Genomic DNA, 20,683 nt, shown 5'->3' with positions numbered 1-20,683 from the left:
GAGAAATTCATGAGAAACAATGTTATATTAATTGTATGCAATTAATTGTATGAAGGAGCGCTTAGTTTGGCAAATAGTAATGAGAAAGAACAAATTGTTGATATCGAGAAAGAATTAAGATATATAGCTAGCATTATTAAACAAAAAGGACGAGAAATACTACATAATTATCCGATTACGACCCCGCAGTTTATCGCCTTGCAGCACTTATTAGAGCGTGGTGATTTAACACTTGGTGAGTTATCGAAACATATAAATCTAGCATTTAGTACGACGACGGATTTGGTTGACCGGATGGAAAAAATCGAAATAGTTGAACGTGTAAGAGATACAAAAGATCGTCGCGTTGTACGAATTCATTTATTGGATAAAGGGAGAAAGATTATCCATGAAGTATTAGAAAAGCGACGAGAATATTTAGGTGAAGTATTAACAAATGTAGAAGTGGAAGATATGGAACAGCTATCAAGACTTTTACACCTCCTTCATCAACAAATGAGACAACAAACAGAAAATGCATAACGGTAAAGGAGATACAAAATGAAGCAAGCAATTGGAGTGATAGATTCTGGAGTTGGCGGACTTACTGTTGCGAGTGAGTTGATCAGACAATTGCCGAAGGAATCTGTGATATATGTAGGTGATACAAAAAGATGCCCATACGGACCACGTCCAAAAGAAGAGGTGATCCAATACACGTGGGAAATGGTTTACTTTTTATTAGAAAGAAATATTAAGATGCTTGTCGTAGCTTGTAATACAGCTACAGCTTTTACATTAGACGAGCTTCGTGAAAAACTAGAAATTCCTGTTGTAGGTGTTATTCAACCTGGTGCACGTGCGGCAATTACGAATTCACATACTGCTGAAATTGGTGTGATTGGAACGGAAGGAACCATTAGTAGTGGCGCTTATGTAGATACATTGAAACAAATTAATACAGCGATCGAAGTGTATGATCTCGCATGTCCAAGATTTGTTCCATTGGTAGAAAAAGGAATTGTAAGCGGAGAGGAAGCGTATCAAGCAGTTAATGAAACGTTACAGCCATTAAAACAATTTAATGAAATGGATACCCTTATTTTAGGATGTACCCATTATCCAATGATTAAAGAATTAATTCAAGAAGCAATGGGAGGGAACGTAACGGTCATCTCATCCGGTGAGGAAACAGCACGAGAAGTAAGTACGATCTTGGAATATCAAGATAAACTATATCAGGGCAATGAATCACCCGAATATCAATTTTATGCTACTGGGGATGTAGAAGTCTTTCGTCGTATTGCATCACAATGGTTAAATAGAGCGATTGATGAAGTGGAACAGGTTGTATTGGGAGGTTAACTCTCTCTTGTTTAAAAAAAGTTCACAAAATGTTCACTTATGAAGAATTTTTCAAATTGGTATACTGATCACTCATAAAACAATACAAGGGAGAGATTAGTTTGCCAAAAAACAAACAAGAAAGTCTTATTTTTGGTGTTATTATGTGTTTTGGTATGGTCGCTGTAATGGCTAGCTATAACTTATTATTAAATGGTGATATGGAACATTTATCCATGCAAACAGTTCTTACAGAATTTGGGCTAGGTTTTATCGTCGCATTAGTACTAGATTTGTTTATCGTTGGGCCGTTAGCAAAAAAAATTACATTTGCTTTACCATTTAAGAAAGATAAAAAAATAAAAGTCGTATTAGTCTTGTCATCAATGATGATTGTTGGCATGGTATTCTTTATGTCTTTATTTGGGTTAGCGATGACTTATTTTGCTCACGGATTAAGCGGAGAAACTTGGTTAGTATTGTACGGAGCGATTTATGTGAAAAACTTTATCGTTGCATTACCGTTACAACTGATTGTAATGGGGCCACTTGTAAGATATATCTTTACAAACTTTATTCAAAAGAATAACCTCCAAACAAATTGATAGGTAGAAGTAAAACAGCTAAGACAAAATTTGTTGTCTTAGCTGTTTTTTTAATGGTCTATTTTTCTTATAGGCTCGTATACATAGTAGTACAAACCATCGTAGGAGGTATCGGTTATGAAAATCGATTTTGCCAAAAAATATGTGCTTGCTGTATCACTATGTATACTTTTGTTGTTGTTAGCTGGGTGTGGTGTTTTTAAAGGGGAACAGACATTGGATCAAATAGATGCACCGCCAGAGGAAACAGAGTTAACAGATGATCTAGACAACATTCCTGATGGATCAGAAGATGTAGAAAGAGATCCAGAAGAAGAAGGTACAGAAATAGATGAAGAATCGACAGAATCGATAGAAGAGGAAGAATCGGCTACATCAGAAATTGTTACGAGAACATTATATTTACTAGATCAAAATGGTTTAGTAGTACCACAAGAATTACAAATTCCATCACCACAGTCAAATGCGGTAGCGAAGCAAGTATTAGAATACCTTGTACAAGACGGACCAGTCACTGCTATGTTACCAAGTGGTTTTCAAGCGGTATTACCAGCAGGAACAGAAATTATTGATTTGAATTTAGAAGCTGATGGCACATTAGTCGTCAATGTATCCGAAGAATTTGCGTCTTATCAACCTGAAAATGAACAAAAGATTTTAGAGTCAATGACTCATACATTAACACAGTTTGATAATGTAGAACGTATGAAGCTATGGATTGACGGGGAAGAGCAAAATACAATGCCTGTTAATGGTACACCAATTTCTGAAGGTTATTCTCGTGCGAATGGTATCAATATTCATCAGGTCCACGGTGTTGATCTAATGGAAAGTGAAGCGGCTACGCTTTACTTTCCAATGCAAGGGAATGAAATGGTTTATTTCGTTCCAGTTACACAGCATGTACCAATGAATGAGGAAAATAAACTTCAATCAGTTGTACAAGCATTAATGGAAGGTCCTTCATTTGAATTACCATTAGAACATTATATTAATACGGGAGCACAATTGGTTTCTGAACCGAACTTAGAAGACGGAGTTTTATCCGTTAACTTCAATGAAAATATTTTATCAAATAGTGCTAAAAGTATGATTGCTGATGAGGTGATGCAGTCAATTGTACTTACATTAACAGAACAAGAAGGTGTGGATGCTGTAGAGGTATCAGTAGAGAACCACGAAGAAGTAATAAGTGAAGATGGACAAACATATACAGAACCAGTTTCCAAAGAAATGATTAGTCCGTCAGAAAGTATTTAAGTCCAGTTCGATCATTTCGAACTATTATATAGATGCCTTACACCCGCTTCGTTTGTTGGAGCGGGTGATTTTTTATTGAGATGATTATATTGGAGAGCGGTGAACACCAACCTTTGACATAAAGCCTTACTTGATTAGTGGATTTGTGTTTTTTAGTAATTTTTCTCGTGTATGAAAAGCCCATCTTCAGAGAAAATATGTTAAGATAGAACAGTATGTAAGGAGGAAATAGAATGCGCGAAACAGGGAGAGAAGTAGATCAACTTCGATCAATTCATATTGAAAGTAATTTTACAAAACATGCGGAAGGATCTGTCTTAATTACAGTTGGTGATACAAAGGTGATTTGTACAGCTAGTATTGAGGATCGTGTTCCACCGTTTATGAGAGGTTCCGGTAAAGGCTGGATTACAGCAGAATACTCGATGTTACCTCGTGCAACAGAAACACGAAATATTCGTGAATCATCGAAAGGGAAAGTATCAGGACGTACAATGGAAATCCAACGTCTAATCGGTCGTTCCTTACGTGCGGTTGTTGACTTGGATGCTATTGGTGAGCGTACAATTTGGGTAGACTGTGATGTTATCCAGGCTGATGGTGGTACGAGAACAGCATCGATCACTGGAGCATTTGTTGCGGTTGTTCATGCAGTAGGCAAGTTATTAGAAGAGGAAAAAATTAAAACATTTCCTATTACCGATTATTTAGCAGCTATTTCTGTTGGTGTGTTACCAGATGGTACAGAAATTCTTGATCTAGAATATTCAGAAGATGCACAAGCACATGTAGATATGAATGTCGTGATGACTGGTAAAGGTGAATTTGTTGAGCTACAAGGTACAGGAGAAGAAGCGACATTTACAAGCACACAATTAACAAAGATGCTTGCACTTGCTAACAAAGGTTTAAAAGAAATTTTCGACATTCAAGTAGAAGCAATTCAAGCTTATAAAGATAAACTCGAACAAGCATAGGGGAGCTTTTTGATATGAAGGAATTGATCATTGCAACGAAAAACAGTGGGAAAATGAAAGACTTCAAAAGTTTATTTGAACCTTTAGGGATTAAAGTATCTTCTTTGTTAGATGTCGCAGAACCAATTGAAGATATTGAGGAAACTGGTACAACATTTGAAGAGAATGCAGCTATTAAAGCGGAAGCAATTTGTGCAAAATTCAATGTGCCAGTTATTGCAGATGATTCTGGTATAGAGATTGATGCATTGAATGGCGCACCAGGTGTTTATTCTGCAAGGTATGCTGGAGAAGATAAAGATGATCAAGCTAATTATGAGAAAGTGTTAGCAGAAATGAGCAATGTTGCTGATGCGGAGCGTACCGGAAGATTTGTGTGCGTACTAGCATTGGCTCGACCAAATAAGCAAACCATTTTTGAGCGTGGAGAATGTGAAGGCATGATCGCACGTGAACCAGTTGGTGAGCATGGTTTTGGCTATGATCCGATCTTTTATCCAGAAGCAAGTGAAAAATCAATGGCACAACTAACTCCAGTAGAAAAAAATCGTATTAGCCATCGCAGAAAAGCGTTAGATAAAATCGAAAGATGGGTAAAAGAGTTGTAAAAGGAGTGGGTACACATGCCAAAAATTTTGATCATTAGTGATAGTCATGGTTGGACGAAAGAAGTAACGGAGATTAAGGCAAGGCATAAACAGGATGTAGATGCGATGATCCATTGTGGAGATTCAGAGCTTTCAGCTGATAGTGATGAACTTGCCGGGTTTCATGTTGTTCAAGGTAATATGGATATGGACTATCAATTACCAGAAGAAGTTGATTTTCGAGTAGGGCAATTACACTTTTTTGTGACACATGGACACTTATACCAGATTAAGTCCACACTAATGCCAGTTTCTTATCGTGCTGAGGAGGTAGGAGCAAATATTATTTGTTTCGGACATTCTCATATAGCTGGTGCTGAGAAAGTAAAGAATCAATTGATTATTAACCCAGGAAGTATCCGTCAACCGAGAAGCGTTCATCCAGGTTCTTATGCCATTCTTTCGACAAATGATCAATTGGAACATGTTGATGTTCGTTTTTATACAAAAGATTATCAAGAAATTACAAGTCTTCATTATCAAACATCTTTAACGTAATTACATAAAAAACTCTGATTGACTGAAGTTGATCAGAGTTTTTATATGTATATTATAGAAGAATTTACCTTTTAAGGTGTGTATTGTATAATGATTGTGAAAGAGGTATTGACGGAGTAAATAAGTTGAAAAAACATTAGTGCAATTTAATGAGATGATTACAGATACTTAAATTGGTTATGCTCGAAGATCTGTTAATAAGGAGGTATTAATATTATGCAAGCTCTTTTGGTAATAGATGTACAGAATGGAATTGTTAATAATGGTGATTTCACCGATGAACTAACAAAAATGGAACACCTAATAAAAGATTTTAAAAAAAGCAACAATCCAGTTATTTTTATGCAACATGTTGATGAAGTAGAAGGAAGTCCTCTTCAAAAAAATACGGACGGTGTTGCATTACATCCGTCATTAAGGAATTATGCTGATCATGTAATGGAAAAGCAGACACCAAGTTCATTTTTTCAAACAAAACTAGAGGCTATATTAACGAAAATGGAAGTAGAACATCTATTTATTATTGGTTTCAACACAGAATTTTGTTGCATGTTTACCGCAATAGCGGCTTTTGATAGAGGATATAAAGTGACATTAATTGAAGATGCAACAGGAACGGTTAATACGGATACTACTTATGAAATGAAAGGATTAGATATTAGAGATTTTGTTGGTACAGTATTGCATTGGTCAGATGTAATAGAAGTACAAGATTTTGACGAATATCAGCATCTATCATAATAAAAAATGCTCTCACACAAAGATAAAATTTAAGCGTGAGGGTTGTTACATCAAGCGTTTTATTAGTGAAAGAAAAAAATATAAATAAATTTTAAAATATCTGTTGACTTTTATCTCATATCTTTATATAATATTACTTGTCCGTTAGCGAGATACATAAAAAAATAAAGACAAATGCGGGTGTAGTTTAATGGCAAAACCCCAGCCTTCCAAGCTGATGTTGAGGGTTCGATTCCCTTCACCCGCTCCATGTCCCAGTAGCTCAGCAGGATAGAGCAACAGACTTCTAATCTGTAGGTCGGGAGTTCGAATCTCTCCTGGGACGTATTTAAGAAAATGTAGGTTAAGATGATTGACCGAGAAAATCGTACGAATGTTGTTATATCAACGTTTGTGCGTTTTTTTTGTTTTCGGACGTTGCAGTACAAAAAGATAAAAACGAGATTTTTTCTACACATTTTCTACACATACATCCTCTCGAAAATCTCGTTTGTAACTTGTGTATTTCTTGCTTCTAATTCTTTCACTAAATGCGTATAAACTCCAATAGTTGTGTTCACATCTTTATGTCCGAGTCTTTTTGAAACATAATAAATAGATACGTCTTGATACAATAATACACTTGCGTGTGTATGTCTTAATCCATGCACACTAATTTGTGGTTTTATTGCTAAGTTATCTAGTAATGCTTTTAATACCTTGTTGGCTGATCCATTCGAAAAGACTTTATACTTAGAGATAGGGCTGTAAAACACCAATCGTTCAATATTCTCAGGAAGTGTATTAAACCACTTATAAAATAATTGCATAGTGTTTTGGTCAACAGTAATAATCCGGTTTTCTTCGTTTTTTATCGGACCATGACCTTTATGCATTTTTTTAGTGTATCCCCATGTTTTATTTACTCGCAGTGTGTTACTCTGAAAATCAAAGTCATCTCTTTGCAATCCAACTAATTCACCAAAGCGCAATCCAGTAACCAGACCTAATAATAATAAATAATATATCGGCGACTTATCTAAATTATTACGAAGTTCTGTTAAGAGTTGATTGGATTGTTCCACATTCAAATATTTTTCATCTGTTTTCTTACCTGGTTTTCCACCGATAGTAACTTTCCGTGTGAAATCTACATGAATTAAGCCTTCATCAATCGCATCTTTAACACACGCTCGAATATGTGTATTTAATTTCTTAACAGATGCCTTTGCATGATCTTTGCTATATTCGTTTAAAAACTTCTGATAAGAGCGTTTTTGTGATGTCTTGAATGTAAATACCCTCGAACTCCTCTTCTATCGTATTAGAGGTTGTATAGTAACGTTCTAGCGTATTTCCTTTAATAGTTGTTTTATATGTTTCTAACCATAGATTAAAGTAATCAGTAAATAACATTCTCTGTAGATTTAGCACTAATCCTTTATTCAATTTATTTTCTCTTTCTGTAGCTGCAGTTTTAGCTTTCTTTTTAGTCCTAAAACTGCCTGATTACCGCCATTCAAATGTACCAGCAATGACATAATTTGTACCAATAAGTGACAAGATATTTACCAATGAATGACCGCCTTTTTACCACCTGTATGATTAGCGAACATACAGGTGCTTATGACATTTTTATATAATATTGACGTTTGACAAATCACTTGCTAATATATTAGATATCTAACATATTAGTAGGTGATCTTTTGTCATTATATGAACAGGTTAAGCGCATTAATGAAGCAGAATATACCATAAACCGTTTGATATATAAACATTATAAGCAATATTTAAATAGCAGCATTACAACACAACAAGCGGTTGTTTTAGATATTGTATACTTATCAAAACGTATTACGGTTGGTGAAATTGCGATTGAAATGAATATTAGCTCTAGTGCAGTTAGCCAATTAATAGCAAAGTTAGAAAAGAATAGATATATTAAACGGGAAATTAATCTACAAAATCGACGTGAAGTAGTAATAACGTTAGATCAAAATGGATTGGAGTATTTTTCTAAGCAAGATTATGTTGAACAGCAAATCGCAGATAAAATTTATAGCAAACTTTCATCAAATGAGTTAGACGAATTAGAGCGCATTGTTGAAAAATTAAGAAGGATTGCGATGAAGGAATTATGATATTTCTCTATGTCTAAAATGTTAGATGTCTAATTTATTTAGGAGGTTAACAGGTGAGGGATTTACTTAAAAATATCTCGTTTAATGGTGCAGTGTATTATGAGAAACATGGACAAATAAAGCAGTATTATCATGGTTATCAAGATATCTCAGAGCAACACCTTATTAATGAAAATACACAATTTAATCTTGCGTCGTTAAGTAAAATGTATACAGCGGTAATGACATTTCAGCTAATTGAAAAAGGACAGCTACAATTAGAAGATAAAATTACTAATTGGTTTAACGTACCTCATTTTACAAATGTGACAGTTGCACACTTACTTACACACACATCTGGTATTCCAGAGTATATTGCAGAAAATTTAACAATAAGTGTTGAAACATTTGTCGAAATGACACTTCCACAACATACTCCGAATGAGCTTTGGTCTTATAGCAATACAAATTATGTTTTACTTGCAAAAATTATTGAAGAAGTAAGCGGCTTATCGTATGAAATATATTTACAACAATATATTGCAAGACCATTAAATCTCACTAATACAACAACACAGCCTACAAAACAATACGAAGCGCAAAATCATACGTATGATTATGAGGAGCAAAGATATCAAAAGGCGAATAATGACCTGTATTTAAATAAAATTGAAAAATACAATAATGTATTTGGTGACGGTGGTATTTATGCAACAGTTGCAGAGGTTGCAAAATTTTTAAAAGCATTTTTGCAAGATCGGTTCATTAGCAAAGAGTTTGTGCGACCCATATTAACACCAACAGAAGCCGCTAAGAATTATAGTTATGGTTTTATCATTCAAGATGACTGGGTTGGTCATACAGGTGGATGGATCGGTTGTTCAGCTCAAGCTTTTATCAATACATCCACAAAGGATATTGTTGTTTTAGCAACGAATCAAGAAGTGTTTCCGCAATATGAACAAGAAGTTATGAATTACTTAATGGGAATACAATATTCTGTAGAAGCACCAAAACATATAGAAATTTTATCGCTCTCTAATATGGATGATATTACAGGTCGATATGAATTAGCAGATGAACTTAGCACAAGATTTACGATCATAAAGGATAAACAATTTATGATTTCATTTGAACATCAGTTGTTAGTGCCACTTTATAAAATAAATGAGTCGTATTATTGGGTACGCAATACGATGATCTATGTAGATGTTGAGAATCAATTATTTATCGATGAAGGTGTTGAAATACCTTATCAAAAAGTCAATTGATATTCAGAAAAGTTGTACCTGTATGAACATCCAATAAGACCATGTAATAGAGCCTTTAAACAAATTTAACAATGGATATTTTATAAAGAACCATTTTGATTAACCCCTTTTCAAAATGGCTTCTTTTATTTATCGTAAAATGCAGTTCATTCACTATTTTTGATCGCCCCATATTTTATACTGATAGGAGGTATTTTTTTATGATCCATTATCGAAAGATATTGGAATTACATGATGAAGGGATCAGTTTAAAAGGCATCTCCGCAAGTACCGGGAACTCTCGTCAAAAGGTAACAGAGATTGTTCGCCTTGCCAAAAAGAAGGGGTTAGTTTGTCCGTTAGATGATGAAATGTAGTGCTAATCAAAAGATTCCATACTCCTAGGGTAAAGTTAGGTGTGGCGTATTTAGAATGTTCAAAAGAGTATGCTTTTGAAAGGAAATGTGGACATTTTTTTATGATAAATTCTTCTTTTACAAAATACATGGAAACTACTATCTACAATTGCTATAATAATTAGTAATTAACTGATCGTCATATACAGTTTATCCAAGAGGTGTTATTAAATGAAAGCGGTTATATTCGACCTGGATGGTACGTTACTTGATCGAGAATCTTCTATATACCATTTCGCGCTAAATCAGTATGCGAGGTTTTATCCGTATGTAGAACATATCGGTCAAGAACAATTTGTTTCGAGATTCATTGAGTTAGATAATAAAGGATTAGTGTGGAAAGATCGAGTATACCAACAACTGATCACGGAATATCAAATAACTGGATTGACTTCCGAGCAATTATTAAATGATTATATCGAATATTTCTGCAAAAGCTGTGTACCTTTTGATTATTTGTATCAAATGTTAAAGGAATTGCTAGCAATGAATGTAAAGCTTGGAATGATCACAAATGGTAAAGAGAAACTTCAACAGAGCAGTGTAAACGCATTAGGGTTAGGTGATTACTTTTCGAAGGTCTTCATTTCTGAAAAGGAAGGGGTTAAAAAGCCAAATCCAATTATTTTTAGACGTGCATTACAATCTTTACAAGTGGAACCATTTGAAGCATTTTATGTGGGAGACCATCCGAAAAATGATATTCAAGCTGCCCAATCGGTAGGGATGAAGACGATTTGGAAGAAAGTAGAAGGGGAAAAGTGTGAAAATGCTAACCATGTTGTAGATAGTCTGAGTGAAATTCCTTCTATTGTTCGAGCATATGAATATAGTAGCTGAGTTTTTGGGTGCTGCTTGAGTAATATTGTAAATAACTTTATAATAGTATGTACAAGCGTAGTATAAAGGCAGGTGAAAAAATGGAAGAAGAGCGGGAAAACCTTATTATTTTTCCAAAGTGGAAAGATAATCTTGAGGAAAAAGCGAAAACAGCTATGCAAGAAAATCATTTCAGTGAAGCCTATGAATATTTTCATCAATTAACCGAAAATGGTGTAAAGTCACATGAAGTAATGACAGGTAAATTAATCTGTATGATGGAACTCAATATGGAAGAAGAGGCAGAAGAGCTATGTGAGGAGCTAATTGCCAAAAGAGATTCTTACTTTACTTCTTATGTACATATCTATGCCACCTTGTTATTTCAATCAAGTAAGTATAATGAGGTTATGTTGCTCATAGAAGAAGCCTTAACCGAAACGACCATACCCTCCCATATTAATGAGCAATTACGACATATGTACCAGTTAAGCGAAGAATTAAAGGAACAGGAAGATAAGCAATCTTACATAGAAGTGAAGAAACAGTTAGAAGAAGCAATTGAACAGGGAAATGATCGAAAACAGTGGTATATGATCAAGCGTCTTTTGAATCTGGAGATATACGAAGACACTGAATTGTATAGAAGTATGTTAGAAAATCCGGAAATTCATCCTGTCGTAAAGACTGCATTATTGGAATATTACCAGAAACTTGAACTTGAACGACCGATACATATTGAGAAATTCCAATTGAAAGATAAAATAGAAGCAGAAGAGTTAACGGAAGTACTGTCTACAGCTTTTATTCGCGGTGTAACAAGTTGCTTAGATGAGGTGCAACAGCAAGATCCAACTAAGTTTCAAATGATGCAATTCATTTTAGAACGATTTGCATATGTATATACTCCTTTTTTACCGCAAGAGGAAAATTATCCATTATTAGCACAGTCGTTAATGTATTACGTGAACCAAAGTCTTCAATATATAAACGAAGAAGATGATCGTCAATCATCTATTATGAAAGAACATTACATTAAAATGATCGATGTTTCGGAAACATTATATGGCACAATTTTAGATGTTTAGCTTCAATCGATTGAAAAATAATGCTACATATACATATTATTATTGAAAGCAAGTGCAATTATGTTATAATAAAATGGTTGCAATTTGCGTTCGGAATAGTATAGGATGGTATATTGAATGAACGTCAAATATACAGATTTATTTATGTTGGAGGGAAATAATTATGACAGCAAAATGGGAAAAGCAAGAAGGCAATGTTGGTGTCTTAACTATAGAAGTAGATGCAGACAAATTTGATAGTGCATTAGACCAAGCGTTTACTAAGGTTGTTAAAGATGTACAAGTACCTGGTTTCCGTAAAGGGAAAATGCCACGAGGAATGTTCGAAAAACGTTTTGGTGTAGAATCATTATACCAAGATGCAGTAGATATTATTCTTCCAGAAGCATACTCTAATGCTATTAATGAAACTGGTATTGAGCCAGTAGACCAGCCTGAAGTAGATATCGAACAAATCGAAAAAGGTAAAACACTTATCTTCACTGCTAAAGTAACGGTAAAACCAGAAGTTACACTTGGTGAATACAAAGGACTTGAAGTAGAAGAAATCTCTACAGAAGTAACGGATGAAGATGTAGAAGAAGAAATTAAAAAACAACAAGAACAACAAGCTGAACTAGTTGTAAAAGAAGAAGGCGAAATCGAAAATGGTGATACTGCTGTTATCGACTTCGAAGGTTTCGTAGATGGAGAAGCTTTCGATGGTGGAAAAGCAGAAAATCATTCATTAGAAATCGGTTCTGGTTCATTCATTCCTGGTTTCGAAGAGCAATTAGTTGGTAAGAAAGCAGGAGAAGATGTAGAAGTTGGCGTTACATTCCCTGAAGAATATCACGCAGAAGAATTAGCTGGTAAAGAAGCTACATTCAAAGTGAAAATTCATGAAATCAAAGCAAAAGAATTACCTGAATTAGATGATGAATTTGCTAAAGATGTAGATGAAGAAGTGGAAACACTTGCTGAATTAAAAGAAAAAACAATGAAACGTTTGAAAGACCAAAAAGAAAATGAAGCAGATGCTACAAAACGTGAAGACCTAATTCAACAAGCATCTGATAATGCAGAAGTAGATATTCCAGAAGCAATGGTACAATCTGAATTAGACCGCATGGTTCAAGAATTTGAACAAAGATTACAAATGCAAGGTATGACTTTAGAAATGTACACACAATTCTCTGGTCAAGACGAAGACGCGTTAAAAGAGCAAATGAAAGAAGATGCGGCTAAACGTGTGAAAACAAACTTGACTTTAGAAGCTATTGCTAATGCTGAAAATGTAGAAGTTACAGATGAAGATGTGGAAAAAGAATTAGAAACAATGGCTTCTATGTACAACATGGAAATCGATCAAATCAAACAAGCTCTAGGTGGAAACACTGCAGCACTTCAAGACGACTTGAAGTTCAAGAAAGCTATTGACGTTCTTGCTGATAACAGTAAAGCAAAATAAGACTTATGTAGAAAGCAAGGTGCGATTATCCGTACCTTGTTTTCTATAAGAATGACGTATTATCCTACCTAACAAGCCCCGTTCTAATACATAATGTAAAATAACTAATGGTTATTTTAGAGACATTTGTGCAAAATAATAAACATTCAACTCATATGCAATAGAAGGATATACATTTGAAAAGCTGAACATATACATAATAAAAGTGCTTCACTTTTTCTATCCGCTCTGTCTAATTAAAATGAAAAAAATGATGATAATAGTGATTGGAATAGAATGATGACGCAAACTATTTGTAATTAAGATAAAAGCCTGATACGCTTTAACAACGTGAGAAAGTGTATTACTTTTTTATTTAGAAACAATTTGATATGATTGCCTAAAGACGAAAAAAGTATTTATCGTTTTTTAGCATTTATATGAGATACTTTTTGAACAAGGGGTGAATGTCATGTATAAATTTAATGAAGAAAAAGGTCAATTGAAATGTTCGTTCTGTGGAAAAAGCCAAGACCAGGTTCGTAAACTAGTTGCGGGACCAGGCGTTTATATATGTGATGAATGTATTGAACTTTGTACAGAAATTGTGGAAGAAGAATTAGGTACTGAAGAAGAAGTAGAATACAAAGATATTCCAAAACCACAAGAAATTTGCGAAATTCTAGATGACTATGTAATTGGTCAACAGAAGGCAAAGAAAAACTTATCTGTAGCGGTGTATAACCATTACAAACGTATTAACTCGCCAAAGGCTAAGGATGAAGTAGAATTAGCTAAGAGTAATATTGCGATGATTGGTCCTACTGGTAGTGGTAAGACATTGCTTGCACAAACACTTGCTCGAATTTTAAATGTACCATTTGCTATTGCAGATGCAACATCTTTAACAGAAGCAGGTTATGTCGGAGAAGATGTTGAAAATATCCTATTAAAGCTTATTCAAGCGGCTGATTATGACGTAGAAAAAGCAGAAAAAGGTATTATCTACATTGATGAAATTGATAAAGTAGCACGTAAATCAGAAAATCCGTCTATTACACGAGATGTATCTGGTGAAGGTGTTCAACAAGCCTTACTTAAAATTTTGGAAGGTACAACAGCAAGTGTACCTCCACAAGGTGGAAGAAAACATCCGCATCAAGAATTTATTCAAATCGACACATCCAATATCCTATTTATTTGTGGTGGTGCATTTGATGGTATTGAACAAATTGTTAAACGTCGACTTGGTAAAAAAGTAATCGGATTTGGTGCAGATACGAATAACGCGGAACTAGATAAAGCTACATTGTTGTCTAAAGTACTTCCAGAAGATTTATTACGTTTCGGTTTAATTCCAGAATTCATTGGTCGTTTACCGATTATCGGCAGCTTAGAGCCACTGGATGAAGATGCCTTAGTAGAAATCTTAACAACACCGAAAAATGCTTTAGTAAAACAATATAATAAATTGTTCGAAATCGATGGTGTAGAACTAGAATTCGAAGATGGTGCGCTAGAAGCAGTTGCGCGTAAAGCAATTGAACGTAAAACAGGTGCGCGTGGTTTACGTTCCATTCTAGAAGGTATCATGATGGACGTAATGTTCGAATTACCATCTCGTGAAGATGTGAAGAAATGTATTATTACAGCAGATGTATTAACAAACGAAAATGCTCGTCCGAAGCTAGTCCAAGAAGATGGAACAGTCATCGAGTTAGAAACACCTAAAGAGAGTGCTTAATCAAACATTTATGACTCTTTAATAAATGAAGAAAGTCAAAATCCCTTGTACACCTACAAGGGATTTTGTACGTGATCACAACTAAAATTAAAGCTGTATGTCGAATGATTAGCATACAATAGGAAAAACTAACAGTATCGAAACACTTTTAGTTTTACAAAGAAGCGAAACTTCTTTAAACTGATAACAATAGTAGAATCAAACATTGGTACTAGGTAAATATAAATTATATGAGGGGATTACTGTTTATTCAGCTTGGTTTACTTAATCATGGGAGATAATTCATTACAAAATATTCCTTTCTGAGCCTTGCTGTAAACGGCTGAAGCAAGCCTCATTTTATAGCTATCATAGAACTAGTAACTTTGACGGAGGTGCCATATGTCAGAAACAAAATTCATACATATTCCACTATTACCATTACGGGGGTTAATTGTATTTCCAGGAATGGTCATTCATTTAGATGTAGGACGTAAAAAGTCGATTCAAGCATTAGAGAAAGCAATGATGAATGATCAACATATTTTTTTAGCAGCTCAGAAGGAAAGCGAAATAGAAGAGCCTAAGGCGGCAGATATTCATGCAGTAGGAACCGTTGCTAAAGTAAACCAAATGTTAAAATTACCCAATGGTACAATGCGAGTATTGGTAGAAGGAATGTACCGTGCAGAAATTCAAGAATTTATTAATGAAGATACGCAATTCTTTGTGGAAATTATGGAACTTGAGGAGGAACATAATAAAAAAGCGGAAGAAGTTGCGTTAATGCGTGCTTTGTTAGAGCAATTTGAGTACTATACAAAGATTTCAAAGAAAATTAGTAAAGAAACGTTAGATAGCGTAAAAGATATAGACGAGCCTACTCGTTTTGCTGATTTAATTGCGTCTCATATTAGATTGAAAATGTCAGATAAGCAGGAGATTTTGGAAACACTCCATGTATCTGAACGATTTAGAAAATTGTTAGAAATCGTTTCTAATGAAAAGGAAGTAGTGGAACTAGAGCGTAAAATTGGTCAGCGTGTCAAAAAATCAATGGAAGAGACACAGAAAGAATACTATTTACGTGAACAAATGAAGGCAATTCAAACCGAGCTTGGTGATAAAGACGGTAAGTCTGGTGAAATTGCTGATTTGAAAAAGAAAATAGAAGAAAAAAATTTGCCAGAACGAATTATGGAATTGTTAGCTAAAGAACTTAGTCGCTATGAGAGAATTCCGCAAAGTTCAGCAGAAAGTTCCATTATTCGCAATTATATAGATTGGGTTTTATCTTTACCATGGACAGAAGAAACAGAAGATAACTTAAATATCAACCATGCAGAAAATGTATTAAATGAAGATCATTATGGATTAGAAAAGGTAAAAGAGCGTGTATTAGAATATTTAGCTGTTCAACAACTAACGAATTCATTAAAAGGACCAATCTTATGCCTAGTCGGACCGCCTGGAGTGGGGAAAACTTCATTAGCGCGATCTATCGCAAAGTCCATTGACCGACAATTTGTCCGTATTTCACTTGGTGGTGTGCGTGATGAAGCAGAAATACGTGGTCATCGCCGTACTTATGTTGGCGCAATGCCTGGACGTATAATTCAAGGAATGAAAAAAGCAGAGACAATCAATCCTGTCTTCTTATTAGATGAAATTGATAAGATGTCTAATGACTTTAGAGGGGATCCTTCTGCCGCGATGTTAGAAGTATTAGATCCAGAACAAAATCATACATTTAGTGATCATTATTTAGAGGAAACCTATGATTTATCTAAAGTAATGTTTGTTGCTACTGCTAATAACCTTGCGACAATCCCAAGGCCATTACTTGATCGGATGGAAATCATCTCTATTGCTGGTTATACAGAGATGGAGAAATTACACATTGCGAAAAATCATTTGCTACCTAAGCAATTAAAAGAAAATGGTTTAAAGAAAGGGCAGTTGCAATTACGCGATGATGCATTATTAAAGCTTATACGTCTTTATACAAGAGAAGCTGGTGTTCGTGGTTTGGAGCGTCAACTTGCTTCGATGTGCCGAAAAGCTGCGAAAATTATTGTATCCGGTGTGAAACAACGAGTTGTTGTAACCGAAAAACAAATAGAAGCCCTTTTAGGTAAGCCTAGATTCCGTTATGGTATGATGGAGGAAGAGGATCAAGTAGGTGCAGCAACAGGTCTTGCTTATACATCTGCTGGAGGAGATATTTTATCTATTGAGGTTAGTATTGCGAAAGGTAAAGGTAAGCTGACGTTAACAGGTAAATTAGGCGATGTTATGAAAGAATCTGCACAAGCAGCATTTAGTTATATTCGTTCACGAGCAGATAAACTAAATATTGATGCAAATTTCCATGAAAAATATGATATTCATATCCACGTGCCTGAAGGAGCGACTCCAAAAGATGGTCCTTCTGCAGGGATAACAATGGCTACAGCGCTTATATCAGCTTTATCAGGTAGAGCAGTGCGACGTGATGTTGGAATGACAGGGGAAATTACATTAAGAGGTCGTGTATTGCCAATTGGTGGATTAAAAGAGAAAACGTTAAGTGCGCATAGAGCAGGTATTACAACGATAATAATGCCGGCAGATAATAAGAAGGATCTAGATGATATTCCGGAAAGTGTTAAAGAAGGATTAACATTTATTCCAGTTGATCATTTAGATACAGTATTAGAATATGCATTGATGGAGGAGAACAATGAAAGTAAATAAAGCTGAAATCGTCATTAGTGCAGTATCTGAAAAACAATATCCTGCAGATAGAAAACCAGAGATCGCTTTAGCTGGTCGATCTAATGTAGGAAAGTCATCATTTATTAACAAAATTATCAATCGAAAAAACTTGGCACGTACTTCTTCCAAGCCTGGGAAAACCCAAACATTAAATTTTTATAATATTAATGATCTATTATATTTTGTTGATGTACCTGGTTATGGTTACGCGCGAGTATCCAAAAAGGAACGAGAAAAATGGGGAAAAATGATGGAAGAATATTTTTCCTTGCGAGACACATTAAGACTAACTGTATTAATCGTCGATATTCGCCATGAGCCAACAGAAGACGATAGAATGATGTATGATTTCTTAAAATATTATGAAATACCTGTACTTGTGATAGCAACGAAATTAGATAAAATAGCGAAAAACAAACGTTCTGCTCATATTAAAAGGGTAGTAGAAACATTAGACCTTGATCAGTCTGATAGTGTTATTCCTTTTTCTGCTGAAACAAGTGAAGGAAAAGAAGATGTGTGGAGTTATTTAAGTAACTATATGAAATAATAAGGTTATCACTGGTTATTAGCGAAACACATCGGGAAGTTCGTTTCACCACTTAGCTTCCTTGTTACAGAACATAGAAGTGCGGTTCTACGGCCGTTTAAACCACGATAAAATAAGCACTTCTTCTATGGTAAAACATAAAAAAACAACCGGGCGTTATTGTCCGGTTGTTTTTTTATGTTTTCAATGCTAAGAGGCAAAAAACTCCTCAAATAGTAACAAAATAAGCTCGCTAGTTCTTTTATGTTCCGCTTTTATTTTTTCTTCAACAGAAAGTATATACCGAGTCCAATAATTAATACTGGCCAAAATCGTTCAACCCAGATCATGAATTGATGGATCCAACTAAACCAACCAGGTTGATTGTTAGCAAAGAGAGCGAAAGCTGAGATCGCAAACAAAATGAGTCCCGGAAAATACCCTTTCTTTGTTTTTATCGCACGAGCTAAAAAGGCGATGGAGATAATCAAGGTATACATTCCCCAATGGTCAATCCAAAAAGGATAATGATTAAGCCCGTGAAAATGAATACCCAATCCTAGTAAAAGAATGGCAGGAAAAATATTCCGAAAATCTCTTGATGTAAAAGCATGAATAAGAAAAGCTGCTCCAACTAAAATTAATAAAGTAGGCCAGGAATAGAAGTCCGTTAAAATTGGTAATCGTAATTCTCTAAGTAAGAAGTAAATACCGACCCCAATTAGTAAGTAGGCAAAAAGATTATTTTTCTTCAATGATAAACACTCCTAGATTAAAATAATTATTATATTAGATTCATTTTGTTGAAAATACAGTTTGAATATGATAAAGTTACTAATGAATTTAAATCAAATATTCGATAAACATCTTCCATTTTACCATAGATGATTTACAAACTGTTCAAAAATTCATCACAAGCTTTTACAATGGAAGCATGTTATAATAGAGCATGTATGTGTTAGGTTTTGCTTTATTTTGGGGGTAGGTACAGTGCATATTTTAGCAGCTAGTATAAATTATAAAACAGCTCCTGTAGAAGTTCGTGAAATGCTAGCATTTCGTGAAGAAACAATTACAGAAGCGATGATGGAATTGAATAATCGAAAAAGCGTTCTTGAGAATATGATTATTTCCACATGTAATCGAACGGAGATTTATGCTGTAGTTGATCAACTTCATACAGGTAGATATTTCATTAAACAATTTTTAGCGGATTGGTTCCAAATTGACCATGAAGCATTTGCTTCACATATGATCATGTATGAAAATGAGGCAGCTGTAGAGCATTTATTCCGTTTAAGCTGTGGATTAGAATCAATGGTCATGGGTGAAACACAAATATTAGGCCAAGTGAAACAAACATTTTTACATGCACAAGAAAATAAATTAACTGGTACTATTTTCAACGAGTTGTTTAAGCAAGCAATAACGATTGGAAAGAAAAGTCAACGAGAGACGGCTATTAATGAGAATGCAGTATCCGTTAGTTATGCGGCTGTAGAATTAGCTAAGAAGATTTTTACAGATATAACGGATAAACACATTGTTATTATTGGTGCAGGTAAAATGGGTGAGTTAGCTGCCAAAAATATCGTTGGTTCTGGTGCAGAACGAGTAACAGTAGTGAACCGAACTGTTCCGAAGGCAAAGCAGTTAGCAGAACAGTTTAATGGTGTAGCAAAGTCAATGGATGAGTTGGAAGAAACACTTATTGATGCAGATATTGTTATTAGTTCTACAGGTGCTGATGGTTATATCGTGACAAAAGATGATTATCAACGTGTGCAGGCACAACGTGAAGAGCGCCCACTGTTTTTAGTTGATATTGCAGTTCCAAGAGACTTAGATCCAGCACTTGAATCGTTTGATAATGTGTTCTTATATGATATTGATGATTTACACAATGTCATTGACGCAAACTTAGAAGCGCGTAAAGAAGCGGCAGAAGTAATTGAGAAATGGATTAAAGAAGATATTGTTGCATTTCATGATTGGTTGCAAACACTTGGTGTTGTTCCGGTAATAACAGCACTACGTGAACAGGCGTTATCAGTGCAACAAGAAACGATGAAAAGTATTGAACGAAAAATCCCTAACCTAACAGAACGTGAACGGAAAGTATTAAATAAGCATACGAAAAGTATCGTGAATCAGTTATTAAAACAACCAATACTACAGGCGAAAGAATTGGCTGGACAAGAAAATAAAGAACAAGCACTTTCTTTATTTATGCAAATCTTCAATATTGAAGATCAAGTAAAAGAAGAAGTGAAAAAAACTGAAAATAATAAAGTTATATCATTGGAGCAAAAAGCAGAAAATGAAGTACAAGATCTCGAAAATGTTTCTACACATTAACTTTTGTACAGGTAACTCGAACAAAAATCGGTTTTTGTAAATATGACTAGAGGACGATAAAGCGAGACTTTTATGGATACTTGCATCGAGCTAAAAATCGTCTCTAGTTACACCATTTGGTTTGGATTATTCTCAAACCATTTTTTTATTAATATGAATTGTGT

At 34.7% G+C, this 20,683-nt stretch carries 21 protein-coding genes and 2 tRNA genes; 20 read left to right on the top strand and 3 right to left on the bottom strand.

Features of this window, described 5'->3' with window-relative positions; translation table 11 throughout:
* Positions 1–66: 66 nt before the first annotated feature.
* The 10 genes from SH601_RS11485 to SH601_RS11440 all read left to right on the top strand — a co-directional run bounded on the left by SH601_RS11485 (position 67) and on the right by SH601_RS11440 (position 6,376).
* Positions 67–522 carry a MarR family winged helix-turn-helix transcriptional regulator gene (locus tag SH601_RS11485; RefSeq protein ID WP_319958450.1) on the top strand — a complete coding sequence of 152 codons (456 nt, stop codon included), beginning with the start codon at positions 67–69 and terminating at the stop codon, positions 520–522.
* 18 nt (positions 523–540) lie between these two features.
* Positions 541–1,344, top strand: a complete 804-nt coding sequence (gene racE, locus SH601_RS11480) for a glutamate racemase (protein ID WP_319958449.1) — start codon at positions 541–543, stop codon at positions 1,342–1,344.
* A 101-nt stretch (positions 1,345–1,445) separates the two neighbouring features.
* Positions 1,446–1,928, top strand: coding sequence for a DUF2798 domain-containing protein (locus SH601_RS11475; protein ID WP_319958448.1), 483 nt, complete (start codon positions 1,446–1,448; stop codon positions 1,926–1,928).
* Positions 1,929–2,045: 117 nt separating this feature from the next.
* Positions 2,046–3,188: a GerMN domain-containing protein gene (locus SH601_RS11470; RefSeq protein ID WP_319958447.1), complete on the top strand. Its 1,143-nt coding sequence runs from the start codon at positions 2,046–2,048 to the stop codon at positions 3,186–3,188.
* A gap of 233 nt (positions 3,189–3,421) precedes the next feature.
* Positions 3,422–4,165 carry a ribonuclease PH gene (gene rph / locus SH601_RS11465; RefSeq protein ID WP_319958446.1) on the top strand — a complete coding sequence of 248 codons (744 nt, stop codon included), beginning with the start codon at positions 3,422–3,424 and terminating at the stop codon, positions 4,163–4,165.
* A gap of 14 nt (positions 4,166–4,179) precedes the next feature.
* Positions 4,180–4,773, top strand: coding sequence for an XTP/dITP diphosphatase (locus SH601_RS11460; RefSeq protein ID WP_319958445.1), 594 nt, complete (start codon positions 4,180–4,182; stop codon positions 4,771–4,773).
* A 15-nt stretch (positions 4,774–4,788) separates the two neighbouring features.
* Positions 4,789–5,310: a metallophosphoesterase family protein gene (locus tag SH601_RS11455; RefSeq protein WP_319958444.1), complete on the top strand. Its 522-nt coding sequence runs from the start codon at positions 4,789–4,791 to the stop codon at positions 5,308–5,310.
* Positions 5,311–5,526: 216 nt separating this feature from the next.
* Positions 5,527–6,051, top strand: a complete 525-nt coding sequence (locus SH601_RS11450) for an isochorismatase family protein (protein WP_319958443.1) — start codon at positions 5,527–5,529, stop codon at positions 6,049–6,051.
* 176 nt (positions 6,052–6,227) lie between these two features.
* A tRNA-Gly gene (locus SH601_RS11445) sits at positions 6,228–6,301 on the top strand.
* A 1-nt stretch (position 6,302) separates the two neighbouring features.
* A tRNA-Arg gene (locus SH601_RS11440) sits at positions 6,303–6,376 on the top strand.
* A 136-nt stretch (positions 6,377–6,512) separates the two neighbouring features.
* Here the strand turns inward: SH601_RS11440 and SH601_RS11435 are convergent.
* Positions 6,513–7,115, bottom strand: a complete 603-nt coding sequence (locus tag SH601_RS11435; RefSeq protein ID WP_319958580.1) for a site-specific integrase — start codon at positions 7,113–7,115, stop codon at positions 6,513–6,515.
* Between the two features lie 157 nt (positions 7,116–7,272).
* Complete coding sequence (locus SH601_RS11430) at positions 7,273–7,479, bottom strand: tyrosine-type recombinase/integrase (RefSeq protein WP_319958442.1); 207 nt, start codon at positions 7,477–7,479, stop codon at positions 7,273–7,275.
* A gap of 257 nt (positions 7,480–7,736) precedes the next feature.
* Here SH601_RS11430 and SH601_RS11425 point away from each other — a divergent pair, with 257 nt between their 5' ends.
* The 9 genes from SH601_RS11425 to yihA all read left to right on the top strand — a co-directional run bounded on the left by SH601_RS11425 (position 7,737) and on the right by yihA (position 18,182).
* The gene (locus SH601_RS11425; protein ID WP_319958441.1) at positions 7,737–8,171 is read left to right on the top strand and encodes a MarR family winged helix-turn-helix transcriptional regulator; all 435 of its coding nucleotides are present in this window, start codon (positions 7,737–7,739) and stop codon (positions 8,169–8,171) included.
* A 53-nt stretch (positions 8,172–8,224) separates the two neighbouring features.
* Positions 8,225–9,421, top strand: a complete 1,197-nt coding sequence (locus tag SH601_RS11420; protein ID WP_319958440.1) for a serine hydrolase domain-containing protein — start codon at positions 8,225–8,227, stop codon at positions 9,419–9,421.
* Between the two features lie 200 nt (positions 9,422–9,621).
* The gene (locus tag SH601_RS11415; RefSeq protein ID WP_319958439.1) at positions 9,622–9,777 is read left to right on the top strand and encodes a hypothetical protein; all 156 of its coding nucleotides are present in this window, start codon (positions 9,622–9,624) and stop codon (positions 9,775–9,777) included.
* A gap of 210 nt (positions 9,778–9,987) precedes the next feature.
* On the top strand, positions 9,988–10,656 hold the full coding sequence (locus tag SH601_RS11410; RefSeq protein ID WP_319958438.1) for an HAD family hydrolase: 669 nt from the start codon (positions 9,988–9,990) through the stop codon (positions 10,654–10,656).
* A gap of 80 nt (positions 10,657–10,736) precedes the next feature.
* The gene (locus SH601_RS11405; RefSeq protein WP_319958437.1) at positions 10,737–11,723 is read left to right on the top strand and encodes a hypothetical protein; all 987 of its coding nucleotides are present in this window, start codon (positions 10,737–10,739) and stop codon (positions 11,721–11,723) included.
* A 163-nt stretch (positions 11,724–11,886) separates the two neighbouring features.
* On the top strand, positions 11,887–13,173 hold the full coding sequence (gene tig, locus SH601_RS11400; protein WP_319958436.1) for a trigger factor: 1,287 nt from the start codon (positions 11,887–11,889) through the stop codon (positions 13,171–13,173).
* Between the two features lie 451 nt (positions 13,174–13,624).
* On the top strand, positions 13,625–14,896 hold the full coding sequence (clpX, locus tag SH601_RS11395; RefSeq protein ID WP_319958435.1) for an ATP-dependent protease ATP-binding subunit ClpX: 1,272 nt from the start codon (positions 13,625–13,627) through the stop codon (positions 14,894–14,896).
* A 381-nt stretch (positions 14,897–15,277) separates the two neighbouring features.
* Positions 15,278–17,611, top strand: a complete 2,334-nt coding sequence (gene lon / locus SH601_RS11390; RefSeq protein ID WP_319958434.1) for an endopeptidase La — start codon at positions 15,278–15,280, stop codon at positions 17,609–17,611.
* Complete coding sequence (gene yihA, locus SH601_RS11385) at positions 17,598–18,182, top strand: ribosome biogenesis GTP-binding protein YihA/YsxC (protein ID WP_319958433.1); 585 nt, start codon at positions 17,598–17,600, stop codon at positions 18,180–18,182. Before lon ends, yihA begins: the two co-directional genes overlap by 14 nt.
* A gap of 254 nt (positions 18,183–18,436) precedes the next feature.
* On the opposite strand, the gene SH601_RS11380 is transcribed toward yihA, so the two are convergent.
* Positions 18,437–18,916 (bottom strand): LiaI-LiaF-like domain-containing protein, encoded by a 480-nt coding sequence (locus SH601_RS11380; RefSeq protein WP_319958432.1) that lies wholly within the window; start codon positions 18,914–18,916, stop codon positions 18,437–18,439.
* Between the two features lie 235 nt (positions 18,917–19,151).
* On the opposite strand from SH601_RS11380, the gene hemA reads away from it, so the two are divergent.
* A complete protein-coding gene (gene hemA, locus SH601_RS11375) occupies positions 19,152–20,519 on the top strand; it encodes a glutamyl-tRNA reductase (RefSeq protein WP_319958431.1) in 1,368 nt (455 codons plus the stop codon).
* Positions 20,520–20,683 lie beyond the last annotated feature (164 nt).

This window comes from Gracilibacillus pellucidus (assembly GCF_033949965.1).
Lineage (GTDB): Bacteria > Bacillota > Bacilli > Bacillales > Amphibacillaceae > Gracilibacillus > Gracilibacillus pellucidus.
The sequence above is the reverse complement of the archived record's forward strand: the minus strand, read 5'-3'. Positions and strand labels throughout refer to the sequence as shown.

What these genes read in the sequence shown, in the direction of transcription:
- racE (WP_319958449.1), top strand. Translation starts at nt 541, where the DNA reads ATGAAGCAAGCAATTGGAGTGATAGATTCTGGAGTTGGCGGACTTACT.
- SH601_RS11470 (WP_319958447.1), top strand. Translation starts at nt 2,046, where the DNA reads ATGAAAATCGATTTTGCCAAAAAATATGTGCTTGCTGTATCACTATGT.
- rph (WP_319958446.1), top strand. Translation starts at nt 3,422, where the DNA reads ATGCGCGAAACAGGGAGAGAAGTAGATCAACTTCGATCAATTCATATT.
- SH601_RS11460 (WP_319958445.1), top strand. Translation starts at nt 4,180, where the DNA reads ATGAAGGAATTGATCATTGCAACGAAAAACAGTGGGAAAATGAAAGAC.
- SH601_RS11455 (WP_319958444.1), top strand. Translation starts at nt 4,789, where the DNA reads ATGCCAAAAATTTTGATCATTAGTGATAGTCATGGTTGGACGAAAGAA.
- SH601_RS11450 (WP_319958443.1), top strand. Translation starts at nt 5,527, where the DNA reads ATGCAAGCTCTTTTGGTAATAGATGTACAGAATGGAATTGTTAATAAT.
- SH601_RS11415 (WP_319958439.1), top strand. Translation starts at nt 9,622, where the DNA reads ATGATCCATTATCGAAAGATATTGGAATTACATGATGAAGGGATCAGT.
- SH601_RS11410 (WP_319958438.1), top strand. Translation starts at nt 9,988, where the DNA reads ATGAAAGCGGTTATATTCGACCTGGATGGTACGTTACTTGATCGAGAA.
- SH601_RS11405 (WP_319958437.1), top strand. Translation starts at nt 10,737, where the DNA reads ATGGAAGAAGAGCGGGAAAACCTTATTATTTTTCCAAAGTGGAAAGAT.
- tig (WP_319958436.1), top strand. Translation starts at nt 11,887, where the DNA reads ATGACAGCAAAATGGGAAAAGCAAGAAGGCAATGTTGGTGTCTTAACT.
- clpX (WP_319958435.1), top strand. Translation starts at nt 13,625, where the DNA reads ATGTATAAATTTAATGAAGAAAAAGGTCAATTGAAATGTTCGTTCTGT.
- lon (WP_319958434.1), top strand. Translation starts at nt 15,278, where the DNA reads ATGTCAGAAACAAAATTCATACATATTCCACTATTACCATTACGGGGG.
- yihA (WP_319958433.1), top strand. Translation starts at nt 17,598, where the DNA reads ATGAAAGTAAATAAAGCTGAAATCGTCATTAGTGCAGTATCTGAAAAA.